The sequence below is a fragment of the Pseudarthrobacter sp. genome, assembly GCF_036675385.1.
Taxonomy (GTDB): domain Bacteria; phylum Actinomycetota; class Actinomycetes; order Actinomycetales; family Micrococcaceae; genus Arthrobacter.
In genome coordinates this window covers 46,860-58,620 of the sequence record NZ_JAKFFD010000073.1, presented here as the reverse complement: position 1 = coordinate 58,620, position 11,761 = coordinate 46,860, and the positions used below count along the sequence as shown (strand labels likewise).

At 65.4% G+C, this 11,761-nt stretch carries 10 protein-coding genes; 4 read left to right on the top strand and 6 right to left on the bottom strand.

Features of this window, described 5'->3' with window-relative positions; genetic code table 11:
- Positions 1 to 12: 12 nt before the first annotated feature.
- Entirely contained in the window at positions 13 to 1,227 is a 1,215-nt protein-coding gene (coaE, locus tag V6M49_RS05960) for a dephospho-CoA kinase (protein WP_332760549.1), read from the bottom strand.
- Positions 1,228 to 1,316: 89 nt separating this feature from the next.
- On the opposite strand from coaE, the gene V6M49_RS05955 reads away from it, so the two are divergent.
- Genes V6M49_RS05955 through V6M49_RS05945 form a run of 3 tightly spaced genes read left to right on the top strand, consistent with a single transcriptional unit; the run spans position 1,317 to position 3,951 of the window.
- The gene (locus V6M49_RS05955) at positions 1,317 to 2,006 is read left to right on the top strand and encodes a YigZ family protein (protein ID WP_332760548.1); all 690 of its coding nucleotides are present in this window, start codon (positions 1,317 to 1,319) and stop codon (positions 2,004 to 2,006) included.
- Positions 1,990 to 2,535, top strand: coding sequence for a GNAT family N-acetyltransferase (locus V6M49_RS05950; protein WP_332760547.1), 546 nt, complete (start codon positions 1,990 to 1,992; stop codon positions 2,533 to 2,535). The genes V6M49_RS05955 and V6M49_RS05950 overlap by 17 nt, the downstream gene beginning before the upstream one ends.
- A gap of 9 nt (positions 2,536 to 2,544) precedes the next feature.
- A complete protein-coding gene (locus tag V6M49_RS05945; RefSeq protein WP_332760546.1) occupies positions 2,545 to 3,951 on the top strand; it encodes an FAD-binding oxidoreductase in 1,407 nt (468 codons plus the stop codon).
- A gap of 134 nt (positions 3,952 to 4,085) precedes the next feature.
- On the opposite strand, the gene rpsA is transcribed toward V6M49_RS05945, so the two are convergent.
- The 4 genes from rpsA to polA all read right to left on the bottom strand — a co-directional run bounded on the left by rpsA (position 4,086) and on the right by polA (position 10,501).
- Positions 4,086 to 5,564 carry a 30S ribosomal protein S1 gene (gene rpsA, locus V6M49_RS05940; protein WP_056339708.1) on the bottom strand — a complete coding sequence of 493 codons (1,479 nt, stop codon included), beginning with the start codon at positions 5,562 to 5,564 and terminating at the stop codon, positions 4,086 to 4,088.
- Positions 5,565 to 5,799: 235 nt separating this feature from the next.
- Positions 5,800 to 7,089, bottom strand: coding sequence for a GNAT family N-acetyltransferase (locus V6M49_RS05935; protein ID WP_332760558.1), 1,290 nt, complete (start codon positions 7,087 to 7,089; stop codon positions 5,800 to 5,802).
- 97 nt (positions 7,090 to 7,186) lie between these two features.
- The gene (locus V6M49_RS05930) at positions 7,187 to 7,798 is read right to left on the bottom strand and encodes a GyrI-like domain-containing protein (RefSeq protein WP_332760545.1); all 612 of its coding nucleotides are present in this window, start codon (positions 7,796 to 7,798) and stop codon (positions 7,187 to 7,189) included.
- Between the two features lie 60 nt (positions 7,799 to 7,858).
- Positions 7,859 to 10,501 (bottom strand): DNA polymerase I, encoded by a 2,643-nt coding sequence (polA, locus tag V6M49_RS05925; RefSeq protein WP_442959698.1) that lies wholly within the window; start codon positions 10,499 to 10,501, stop codon positions 7,859 to 7,861.
- 193 nt (positions 10,502 to 10,694) lie between these two features.
- On the opposite strand from polA, the gene V6M49_RS05920 reads away from it, so the two are divergent.
- Complete coding sequence (locus V6M49_RS05920) at positions 10,695 to 11,168, top strand: hotdog fold thioesterase (protein WP_141140553.1); 474 nt, start codon at positions 10,695 to 10,697, stop codon at positions 11,166 to 11,168.
- 20 nt (positions 11,169 to 11,188) lie between these two features.
- Here V6M49_RS05920 and V6M49_RS05915 read toward each other — a convergent pair whose 3' ends face one another.
- Entirely contained in the window at positions 11,189 to 11,746 is a 558-nt protein-coding gene (locus tag V6M49_RS05915; protein ID WP_332760543.1) for a dihydrofolate reductase family protein, read from the bottom strand.
- Positions 11,747 to 11,761 lie beyond the last annotated feature (15 nt).

The following is an 11,761-nucleotide window of genomic DNA, read 5'->3' as shown; positions in this document are numbered from 1 at the left end:
GCGGCCGGGAGTTCAGGTGATGTACGACGGCGGCACCCACCCCGTGCGCGCGGCCCAACCGTCCATACGCGGCCATGCGACGTCCGTGAACCACGGCTCCTTCGCCTCCGCATAGGCGTGGGTACCTTTACTGCCGGCAAACTGTTCGGTCAACGCGCGTTTATGGTCTTCATACAAGGCGGCGGCTTCCGGGTCGTTCCTGAGCCAGTCGCGGAAGAGCAGCGCGTAGCGCCAGCCGGACGATCCGGCCGCCCGTACGTGCACGTTGGCGGGGCGGCCGGGGTCCGCGTTGGCATGGAAGCGTTTTTGCCACTGCGCCGGGTCCGGATCCGTCGGTTTCGGAGTGTCGAAGCCAACCCCCGGCACGGCCGGGAAGCCAGCAGCGGCCAGCAGCGGTGCGATCCGGTCCGCGGCGTTGAGATCGGACACCGTGACCTGGAGGTCGATGACGTCCTTGGCGGCCAGGCCAGGCACGGCTGTGGAGCCGATATGGTCCACAGCCAGGATGTCGTCCGGTGCTGCGGCCGTGATTCGGGCGCCAAGCCGTGCAGCCTGGACCGCCCAATCCTGCTGCGGCACCGACAAGACTGCCATGCCTGCCCTGACCGCCCTGACGCCGCGCCGGAGATTGCGCGCGAACGGCACCAGTCGTTCGGCCCAGAGCCGGTCCACCTGCGCCGTCACGTCCGCCAGTGATCCGGAGTTGTCCAGCACGACGTCGGCAGCGGCCAGCCGCGCCTCGCGCGAGGCCTGGGCAGCCATCCGTGACCGGGCGTCCTCGGCCGTCATGCCGCGGTGGTCGAGCATCCGGGCGATCCTGACGTCATCGGGCGCGTCCACCACAAGGACAAGATGGAAGCCGCTCCCCTGGCCCGTCTCCACGAGCAGTGGAATGTCCTGGACCACAATGGCGCCGGCCGGGGCTGTGGCGATGATCCTGGCCGCGGCGGCCCGGACCAGCGGGTGCACAATGCCGTTCAGCACGGCCAGTTGCGAGGGATTGCCGAACACCACGGAACCCAGTCTGGCCCGATCCAGCCGGCCGTCGCCGTCGAGCATTTCCGCTCCAAACGCTTCCACCACGCTGGCCAGCCCGGGCGTTCCCGGCTCGACCACGTCCCGGGCCAGCGCGTCCGCGTCCACCAGCACCGCACCGAGCTCGGAAAGGCGTGTGGCGACCACTGACTTCCCTGAGGCGATGCCGCCCGTCAAACCGATCTTCAGCATCCAACCACCCTACTAGTGGGCCCACTCCGCCAGGGTTCCCTGGGTGAGCGCAGCGAAGTCAGGGAGTCGGTGGGGCCTAGACTAGGGCGGTGCAAGAGCAAGACAGCCGGGCCACCGCCTACACCACCCTCGCGTCGGGGCCGGAGTTCCGGCACGAGATCGAGATCAAACGCTCCAGGTTCATTACCGTGCTGCGCCGCGCCGACAATGAGGACACCGCGCGGGACCTGGTGGCCGCCCTGCGCCGCGAGTTCCACGATGCCCGCCACCACTGCTCGGCGTTCGTCCTGGGGCCGGACCGGGACATCCAGCGCTCCAATGACGACGGAGAGCCCTCCGGCACGGCCGGCACCCCCATGCTGGAGGCCATCATCAAAAGGGAAACGGCGCCGGGCGTGACGGACCTCAGCGACGTCAGTGCCGTCGTCGTGCGCTATTTCGGCGGGATCCTGCTGGGGGCGGGTGGGTTGGTGCGTGCATATTCCGAGTCGGTTTCCGCGGCCCTGGAACGGGCCCCACTGGTTCGCCGCAGCCGGCTGCGGATCTGTTCCGCGTCGGTGCCGCACTCCGCCGCGGGACGGCTGGAGAACGACCTTCGCGCGGCGGGGTTTGTGATGGCGGAAACCACCTACGGAGCGCAGGACACGGTCCTTCGCCTGGCTGTGCGTGACGAGGCTGCGGAAGTTTCTGCCGCCACCGATCGCGTGTTGTCGCTCACCGCCGGGAGAACCGTGCTCACGGCGGCCGGAACGGAGTGGATCGATGTCCCGCTGCCCTGAAGTCCGTCTGGCAGACGTCGACGACCCCATGCTGGAGCGGCTGCTGGGGCTGGCGCAGCTGGACGCGGACCCTGACGAAGTCACCCCGCCGCTGGGCAACGGGACGGGCTGGAATGCCGAACGGATCGAATGGTTCCGGAAATACCACCGTGACGCCATGGCGGGCCTCGACGGCGCGTCCCAGGAGAAGAGCTGGGCCATCGTGGACGGTGGCAGGATCGCCGGCTCCATCAGGCTGAAGCGCACAAGACCCGGCGTCGTGGAGACCGGCATCTGGCTGGGCCGGAGTTTCCGGGGCCAAGGCCTCGGCGGCCTGGCCCTCAAGCTCGTGGCCGCCGCGGCCGCAGCCGCTGGTGCCACCGTGCTCGAGGCGGCAACGACTCCCGCCAACCGGGCGGCCCAGGCGCTGCTGCGTTCGGCCGGCGCGACCCTCTCCGAGGAACGTGGTTCGGTCCGCGCCCGCCTTGGGCTCCTCCAGCCTCCGGAACGTCATCAGGCCAGTCTTCCCGCAGGCATTCCGCAGGAATAGCATCAGGGGATGGACGCTGCTGTTCCTCACCCGGTCACCGAACAACAGGTCTCCCGGCTTCGTTCGGCCCTGAGGCTGCCCGTCACAACGCCCGGGGAGGCGGACTATGCCGGACAAAGCAGGGTCTGGAACGCGATGATCAACCGCCAGCCTTCACTCATCGCCACCTGCACGGACGCAGCGGAAGTCCAGACCGCGGTCCGCTTCGCGCGCGAGCACCAGCTTGAGGCTGCCGTACGTTGCGGCGGTCACAGCCTGCCCGGCTTCGGCACCAGCGACGGGGGGATGGTGATTTCTTTGGCGGGGCTAAAGGACATCAGTGTCGACCCTGCCTCCCGGAGGGTCCGGGTGGGAGGCGGCTGCCTTCTCGGAGAGATCGACCAGCACACGCAGGAATTCGGTCTCGCGGTTCCGTCGGGAGTCGTCTCGCATACCGGCATTGGAGGCCTTGCCCTCGGCGGCGGGGTCGGACTGCTTATGCGCAGGTACGGGCTGACAATCGACCACTTGATCTCTGCGGAAGTGGTGACCGCTGACGGCAATCTCCTGCACGCCTCGGCAGATGACAACACCGGGCTGTTCTGGGCACTGCGCGGAGGCGGCGGCAACTTCGGCATCGTCACGGGATTCGAGTTCCAGGCCCAGGAGGTACGCCGGGACGTGCTTGCCCTGCTGCTTGCCTGGCCTCTTGAGCAGGTCCACGAGGTTTTCGAGCGCTACCTTGACTTCGCTGCAGACGCGCCTCGCGAACTCACATCCCTGATATTCCTCTTCAACGTCCCCCGGAGCGATCCGTATCCGGAAGCGATGCATGGAGCGCCAGCCGTCGGCGTGGCCGGGATGTGGTGCGGGGACATTCCTGACGGTTTGGCGGCCGTGCTGCCCCTGCGCGAATACGGTCCACCGAGCATTGATCTCAGCGGCCCGCGGCCGTTCCTGTTCATGCAGTCGATGTCTGACGAGGAGTATCCGTGGGGCCGCCGCTACTACATGAAGACCGGCCTGATGGAAGCACTGCCACGGGCCGCCGTCGACCTGTCAGTGGAGGCCTTCGCCAATGCACCCCACCCGGCCCTGGAGATCGATTTCCACCATCTGGGTGGAGCGATCGGCGACGTGGCCGGTTCTGCTACCGCCTTCGCCCACCGAACAGCCCAGTTCGCGTACGACTTGCCGACGTCGTGGGACAACTCCGTAGACGACCAGTCCATGATCGAGTGGACGAAACGAACGGCACAAGCTCTGGACGCCTATGTGCCGGGTGGCAGCTACCTCAACGTTGAAGCGGACACGGGGCCGGAGGTGAGCCGGCGCGGCTGGGGGGAAAACTGGCAGCGCCTCGTCGCCGTCAAGAGGCAGTACGACCCCACGAACTTCTTCCACCTCAACCCGAACATCGACCCCGCCCGCGGCTGACCCTGGCGCCGGTTGGTTTGGTGCTGGCTGGGCCCCAAGCTGTCGGACAACGCCTACGCGCAAAAGGACCCCCGCCAAACGGCGGGGGTCCTTTCGTGGCTATTCAGCTGTTCCCGGTAAAGGGAGAGGCGGAATTAGTTGCCGGTCAGCTTCTCGCGCAGAGCTGCAAGAGCCTCGTCCGAAGCAAGGGTACCGGCCCCGGCGTTGGACTCGGCAGCAGGCTCGGAGGAGTAGCTGGTGGTGCCGGAATCGCTGTCACCGGACGTTGCAGCTGCAGCGTCGTCGGCAGCGTGCTGGGCAACCTGCTTCTTGTGTGCTTCCCAGCGGGTCTGGGCGTCAGCGTACTGCTGCTCCCAAACGGCGCGCTGGTTCTCGTAGCCTTCAAGCCACTCGTTGGACTCCGGGTCGAAGCCCTCCGGGTACTTGTAGTTGCCCTCTTCGTCGTACTCAGCGGACATGCCGTAGAGAGCCGGATCGAATTCGGTGGACTCGGCGTCAACGCCCTCGTTGGCCTGCTTGAGGGAGAGGGAGATGCGGCGGCGCTCGAGGTCGATATCGATGACCTTGACGAACAGCTCGTCACCAACGGAGACAACCTGCTCAGCCAGCTCCACGTGGCGGACTGCCAGTTCGGAGATGTGCACGAGGCCTTCGATGCCGTCTTCGACGCGTACGAACGCACCGAACGGAACGAGCTTGGTGACCTTACCCGGAACAACCTGCCCGAGGGCGTGGGTGCGGGCGAAGGTCTGCCACGGATCTTCCTGCGTAGCCTTGAGCGACAGTGAAACACGCTCGCGGTCCAGGTCGACTTCGAGAACCTCGACAGTGACTTCCTGGCCAACTTCGACAACCTCGGACGGGTGGTCGATGTGCTTCCAGGACAGCTCGGAAACGTGAACGAGGCCGTCTACGCCGCCCAGGTCCACGAAGGCACCGAAGTTGACGATGGAGGAAACGACGCCGGGACGGACCTGGCCCTTTTCCAGCTTGTTGAGGAACGTGGAGCGGACCTCGGACTGGGTCTGCTCGAGCCAGGCACGGCGGGACAGCACAACGTTGTTGCGGTTCTTGTCCAGCTCGATGATTTTGGCTTCGATCTTCTGACCGATGTACGGAGCGAGGTCGCGCACACGGCGCATCTCGACGAGGGATGCGGGCAGGAAGCCGCGCAGACCGATGTCGAGGATAAGACCACCCTTGACAACCTCGATGACGGTACCGGTGACAACACCGTCTTCTTCCTTGACCTTCTCGATGTCGCCCCAGGCGCGCTCGTACTGAGCCCGCTTCTTGGAGAGGATCAGGCGGCCTTCTTTGTCTTCCTTGGTGAGCACCAGGGCTTCGACGAGATCGCCAACGGAGACAACGTCTCCGGGATCAACGTCGTGCTTGATGGACAGCTCGCGGGAGGGAATGACACCTTCGGTCTTGTAACCGATGTCGAGCAGAACTTCATCGCGGTCGACCTTGACGACGGTACCTTCGACGAGGTCTCCGTCGTTGAAGTACTTGATGGTGGCGTCGACTGCTGCGAGGAAGTCCTCAGCGGTACCGATGTCGTTAATGGCGACTACGGGGGTACCGGGCTTCTCGGTGGAGGTGATGGTCATGTAGTAGGGGCTCCGTTGTGGATAGTTAGTCGGTCAGGCAGACCGCCGCGCCCACGTTATGGAACGCAGGCGCAGGTCTTCGGGCGATCGCAGGGATCTTCCGGGTCTTCCTGATTTGTGGATTCTAGAAACGCGCACGTAGTACGCGCCCACTTATTCTAGTCGCAGCGGCCAACGAGGGTCAAAGCGCATGGCAACGACCGGCCCTGGCCGAGCGTGCCTGCAATGCCGGGGCTCAGAAGTGCGTGAGGCAGTGCGTGGCGCGTTCCACCGCGAACATCCCTCGGGCCCGGAGCGCCGCGCCCCGGGTGTGTTCACGGATCCGGCCCGCCGCCGTCAGCGTCACCGGGCTGACAGCACCGAGGTAGATGGATGACAGCGCGGAGACATCCAGCGTCAGGTCCGGATCCTGCGCAGCTTCCAGACGCACGACGGCGGCCTCGCCGCCGCTGACCTCCACGGCAAACGTTCCCGCCGTGAGACCAAGCGGGTCCTGCACCTCGAGCAGCAGTCTGCCGTCCAGCGGGTAATGCCGGGCTTCCAGCGCCTGGGCCACGTCCAGGATGCGGAGCCAGAGCATGTCCCGGCTGTCTGAGGAGTCGATGCAGCGGGGATCGGCCAGTGCCCACGTGAGCGGGTCATCCAGCGGTGCTTCGTCCCACGTGATGCGTTCCACCAGGTCGATGGCGGCCAGGAACTGCCAGAGCTCCAGGTACGCCTCGTTCGTGGCCGCCACGAGGTCCACCACCTGCATGGTGTAGGGCTCGGTGTCCCAGCCAAGGAATTTGTAAGAGACGTAGCCGTCCACGGCGCCGTCGGGGCCGTAGTGCAGTGCCGCCTTGACGGCAGGATCTTCCTTGCCCTCGCGGCCCAAGGACCCTGAAGCAAGCTGGCGATACCAGTCCTGGCGGCCGATCGATCCCGGCGTCAGGCGGTGCACGCGGTCGAAAACCACCGGCGCCAGATCCAGCAGCACTCGCGGGTCCGCGACGTCCACGGTACCGACGGCGTGATGGTTGAGCCGGAACCGGGCGGTGGTGTCCACTTTCACGGTCCGTTCGAAGCTGGCCACGCCGTAGCCAAAGCGCCCATAGATGGAGCCTTCTGACGCTGTCAGGGCGGCCATTGCCAGGCCATCGTTTTTCGCCATGGCCAGGTCCTCGGACATCATCCGGCGCAGCAAGCCGCGCCGCCGATGTGAGGTCCGGACCGTCACGGCTGTGACCAGTTGCGTTTCCAGCAGCCGGCCGAAGCCGATGTTGAGTGTTTTGCGCAGGGTGCCGAAGGTTGCCACCGGTACGTTCGCGGGGAGCGACCCAGGCGCAACTTCCCGCGTCTGGTAGGCGCCGGTGAAGATCCGCCGGTCAGCTGCGTAGGTCTCCAAGGACTTGGCAACATGCTCCGGTGTCCGCGTGGATTCATGGAAGCCAAATGCGACCGCCTTCACCCATGATTCGGCGTCCGGATAACCCGCCTCGCCCTTGGATGCCGCTGGGAAGCGCCGGATTTCGTAGTCATCACTCAGTTCAGCCACACCGCCGAGCCTAACCAATGAATCCGGGGCCTGGCCAGCAGCAACACGCCCGCAGGCAGGAAGTTCCGCAGAGCCGCAGGGACATGCCTCAGAGCCGCCGCACGGGTTGCCGGAGGATGGTTTTGAGCTTTTCCGGTGCCACCTTCCGCGCGTCACTGAGGTAGATCTCGTGGTGCAGGCCGGCAAATCCGAAACCGTTGGCCGGCATGTACTCACTGTGCAGGCGGCGCAGCGTGGGGGCCTCGTCGTCGTAGCTGCCGATGTGCAGGATCTGCACCGAGAGGCCTTCATCGAGGGTCTCAAGGCGGAGCAGGTCCAGCCCCGGAGCGTTTTTCGCCGCCGCCTCCGCGATACCCTCCTGCACATCGGCGGCGCCGATCCAGCCTGGCTGATGGATCATCATGGTCCACTTCCAGCTGTCCTTCTCACCCCTGGTGAAGGCGTCCGGATCGTCTGCTGTCCACAGGCCCTCCAGCGGCCCGACGACGTAGTCCCGGCCCGCGTGCTTGCTGGCGAACTTGACGGCGTACGACACCGAATACAGGGCCTCGAGGGCGGCGGCGTAGGCGGGGGCCGTCCCCGGATTACCTTGCCCGTCCAGCATCAGGTAGCTCAGCGGAGGGACGGTAACCACCTCGAAGTCCCGGGCCCGGGGCGCGTACAGATCCTTGAACTGTTTCTTGACGTCGTACTTGTCCATCGCGCCCCGCCCATTCGTTCCCGGCAGCTCATTCGTTTCCGAGCAGCCCGTTCCAGCAGCCTAGTGGCCGGCGTCGTACCAGCTGGGGCCCACGCCGATCTGGACATCCAGCGGGACGCTGAGGTCCGCGGCGGAGCCCATCTGCTCGGTGACGAGCTTCTCCACCGCAACACGTTCGCCGGCGGCGACTTCGAGGACCAGTTCGTCATGGACCTGCAGGAGCATGCGCGACTTCAAGCCCTGCGCCGCCAGTTCAGCGTGCACGCCAAGCATGGCGCGTTTGATGATGTCCGCGGCCGATCCCTGGATGGGTGAGTTCAGTGCGATGCGCTCCGCGTTTTCGCGCAGCTGCCGGTCCGTGCTGGTGAGGTCCGGCAGGTAGCGGCGTCGCCCCTCGATGGTGGCCGTGTAGCCGTCCACCCGGGCCTGGTCCACCACTCCGCGGAGGTAGTCGCGGACGGCGCCGAACCGGTCGAAGTACTCCTTCATCAGGGTGCGGGCCTCGTCCACGGAAATTTCCAGCTGCTTGGACAGGCCAAACGAGGTCAGGCCGTAGGCGAGGCCGTAGGACATGGCCTTGACCTTGGAGCGCATGGCACTGGTGACTTCTTCGGTGGGCACGTGGAAGATGTTCGAGCCCACAAACCGGTGGAGGTCTTCGCCGTCCTGGTAGGCCTGGATCAGGCCTGCGTCGCCCGAAAGGTGCGCCATGATCCGCATTTCGATCTGTGAGTAGTCCGCGGACAGCAGGCACTCGTAGCCGTCACTGACCACAAAGATGCCGCGCACGCGACGGCCTTCCTCGCTGCGGATGGGGATGTTCTGCAGGTTGGGGTTGTTGGAGGAGATCCGGCCCGTCGCTGCCACGTTCTGCGCGTAGGTGGTGTGGATCCGGCCGTCTTCCGTCACGGACTTCTTGAGCGACTCCAGCATCTGGCGCAGCTTCGAGGACTCCCGGTGCGCCATCAGCTGGACCAGGAATTCGTGGCCGGTCTTTTCCAGCAGGTTCTTCAGCGACGCGGCATCGGTGGTGTAGCCGGACTTGATCTTCTTCGTTTTCGGCAATTCGAGTTCGTCGAAGAGCACGGTCTGCAGCTGCTTGGGCGATCCCAGATTAACCTCGTGGCCGATCGCGGCGAAGGCAAGTTCCTGTGCGTTGTCGATCACCTTGGCCAGATCGGCGATCTGCTCGTCCATGCGCGGCAGGTCAATGGCGATGCCCGCGGTTTCCATGTCGGCCAGCACGCGGCTGACGGGCAGTTCCAGGGTGGTCAGCAGGTCCCCAGCCTTGCGTTCGGTGAGTTCTGATGCGAAGTGCCGGCTCAGGGCCTGGACCACGGCCGCCACCTGGACCAGCGCGCCGGCAGCGGCGGCGTCGTCGCCGTCGAACGCCAGCTCCAGCTGGCCCGCCTTGGAGGCCTCGGACGGAACACTGACGTTGAGGTGGTGCTGGGCCAACTCGGCGAGTTCATAGGTGCGGCGGTCCGGCTGGATGAGGTATCCGGAAATTGAGGTGTCATCCACCACGCCTTCCAGTCCCAGGCCACGGCTGGACAGGGCCTTCAACGCAGCCTTGTAGCCGTGCATGACCTTTGGCGAGCTTTCATCGCGCAGCCAGTCCGCCAGGACGTTTTCGGCCGCGGCGTCCTGCGTGGCGAGGTCGACATAGACGGCGGCATCGTCGCGGACGATGGCCAGTGCGGCGGCGTCCTCGCCGATCCGCCCGGGCACCAGGTCGACGGCCACTGCGGACGTCTTGCCAGCGCCGGCCGCCAGGAAGGCACCCAGCTCGGCGGCCCCTGCGGGAGTCACGAAGTCCGGCGCGGCGATGGTTTCGCGCTCCGCAGATTCCACCTCTTCACTGCCGTACAGGGCAAAGAGCCGGGTACGGATGGTCTTGAATTCAAGTTCGTCGAACAAAGCCTCCAGCGCGGCTTCGTCCGGCCGCGGTTCCGCGAGATCGTCCAGGGTGAGCGGAAGTTCGAGATCCGTGTGGAGCCTGTTCAGGCGTCGGTTGCGTTTGACGTCCTCCACGTTTTCCCGGAGGGCATCGCCCACCTTGCCGCCGATCGCATCCAGGTGCTCGAGGACGCCCTCAAGACCGCCGTAAAGGTTGATCCACTTGGCCGCGGTTTTCGGGCCGACGCCCGGCACACCCGGGAGGTTGTCCGCGGTCTCCCCCACCAAAGCGGCCAGGTCCGAATACTGGGCGGGCGTCACAAAATACTTTTCCTGGATGGCTGCCGCGTCCATCCGGGGAATGTCGCTGACGCCCTTTCGCGGGTACAGCACAAAAACGTTGTCCGTGATCAGCTGGAAGGCGTCACGGTCGCCCGAGACGAGCAGCACCTCGAAACCGGCCTTTTCCCCCATGGCGGCGAGGGTGGCCAGGATGTCATCGGCCTCATAGCCGGGCAGTTTGATGGTTTTGATGCCCCAGGCGCCCATGACCTTGTCGATGAGGTCGATCTGGCCGCTCATCTCACGGGGCGTTTCGTTGCGTCCCCCCTTGTACTCGCTGTACTCGGCTTTGCGGTGCGTGGTGTCATCCGAGACGTCGAAGGCGACACAAATGTGGGTGGGCTTCTGTTCCTTGATCAGGTTGATGAGCATGGACGTGAAGCCGTGGATGGCGTTCGTGTGCTGACCGTTGGCGGTGGAGAACTTGTCCGCCGGCAAGGCGAAGAACGCGCGGAACGCCATCGAGTGGCCATCCAGCACCAGGAGCCGCGGCTGTCCGGTGATGGGAACCACGGGGGCTTCCGTGGCGGAAACCTGGCCTCCGGCCGGCAGGACGTTGATGTCCTGCAGGGCAGCATCAGCGTCAAGCACTGCGGTCTCGGACGGGAAAGGGGCCGGTTTGGTAGTTTCACTCACAAGTGCCAGCCTAGTTCCCATGATGGACAATTTCACGCCCGGGCCCTTCACTGAGGAATTGGTCACAGCAGGCATCCCGGCGCACCTCCACGACTGGCTCGGCAGCCTGGGCATCGGTGCCCTGGTGGTGAAGATGGGGATCCACTTCCTCGAGATGAGCCCGGAACGAACGGTGGCCACCATGCCGGTGGAAGGGAACACCCAGGTGGCAGGCATCCTGCACGGCGGCGCCCATGTGGTGCTGGCCGAAACCTTGGGATCCTTCGCCGCCGGGATGCACGCAGGCGCAGGCAGGCACGCCCTGGGCATCGAAGTGAGCGCCACCCACCACCGTGCAATCGCCGCGGGCACCGTGACAGGTACGTGCACCGCGATCCACCTGGGCCGGACACTGACAACGCATGAAATCGTGATGACCGACGAACAAGGCCGCCGCCTCTCCACCGCACGCATCACCAACATGCTGCGGGACAACGGGTCCGCGGTGGCCTAAGCGCCTCAGGCGGGAAGCTCCTAACCGGCCGGGTCCGGGGAGGTGAAGGTGTAGCGGAGCTCCACTATGCCCCGTCCCAAGGTGCGGGACGCCGTCAACTCAAGTGGCGACGTCGGGCCCTCCAATGGCAGCAGCCGTTTGCCGTCGCCCAGGACCACGGGGATGACAGAAAGGATGAGGTCATCCAGCAGTCCCGCGTTGGCGAACTGCGCAGCGAGGTTGCCGCCGCCCACCACCCAGACGTTCAAGCCGCCGGCGTGGTCCCTGAAATCCTGGATGAACTCCTCGACGGGTCCGCGGACGAACGTGATGTCCGTGCCGGCCGGGGCAACGTGCTCGTGCCGGGTAAACACATAACAGGGTGTGGAAGGGTACGGCCAGTTGCCGGGTTCGTGCTCCATCAGCCATGCATACGTCTCGCCGCCCATAACAATGCAGCCGACGCCGGCCATGAAGGTTTCGTAGCTTTCCTTGCCGCCCTCGAAGCCGTCGAACTCAAGAAGCCAGGCGAGATCATCCTTCGTTGTGGCGATGAACCCGTCGATGGAGGCCGCGACAAAATACTGGATCCTGGACATGGAACCAGAGTAGCC

Coding starts and splice junctions, on each gene's coding strand:
- V6M49_RS05930 (WP_332760545.1), bottom strand. CDS start 7,798: ATGGACAAGTACGACGTCAAGAAACAGTTCAAGGATCTGTACGCGCCC.
- coaE (WP_332760549.1), bottom strand. CDS start 1,227: ATGCTGAAGATCGGTTTGACGGGCGGCATCGCCTCAGGGAAGTCAGTG.
- V6M49_RS05920 (WP_141140553.1), top strand. CDS start 10,695: ATGATGGACAATTTCACGCCCGGGCCCTTCACTGAGGAATTGGTCACA.
- V6M49_RS05915 (WP_332760543.1), bottom strand. CDS start 11,746: ATGTCCAGGATCCAGTATTTTGTCGCGGCCTCCATCGACGGGTTCATC.
- polA (WP_442959698.1), bottom strand. CDS start 10,501: ATGGCGTTCCGCGCGTTCTTCGCCTTGCCGGCGGACAAGTTCTCCACC.
- V6M49_RS05945 (WP_332760546.1), top strand. CDS start 2,545: ATGGACGCTGCTGTTCCTCACCCGGTCACCGAACAACAGGTCTCCCGG.
- V6M49_RS05950 (WP_332760547.1), top strand. CDS start 1,990: ATGTCCCGCTGCCCTGAAGTCCGTCTGGCAGACGTCGACGACCCCATG.
- rpsA (WP_056339708.1), bottom strand. CDS start 5,564: ATGACCATCACCTCCACCGAGAAGCCCGGTACCCCCGTAGTCGCCATT.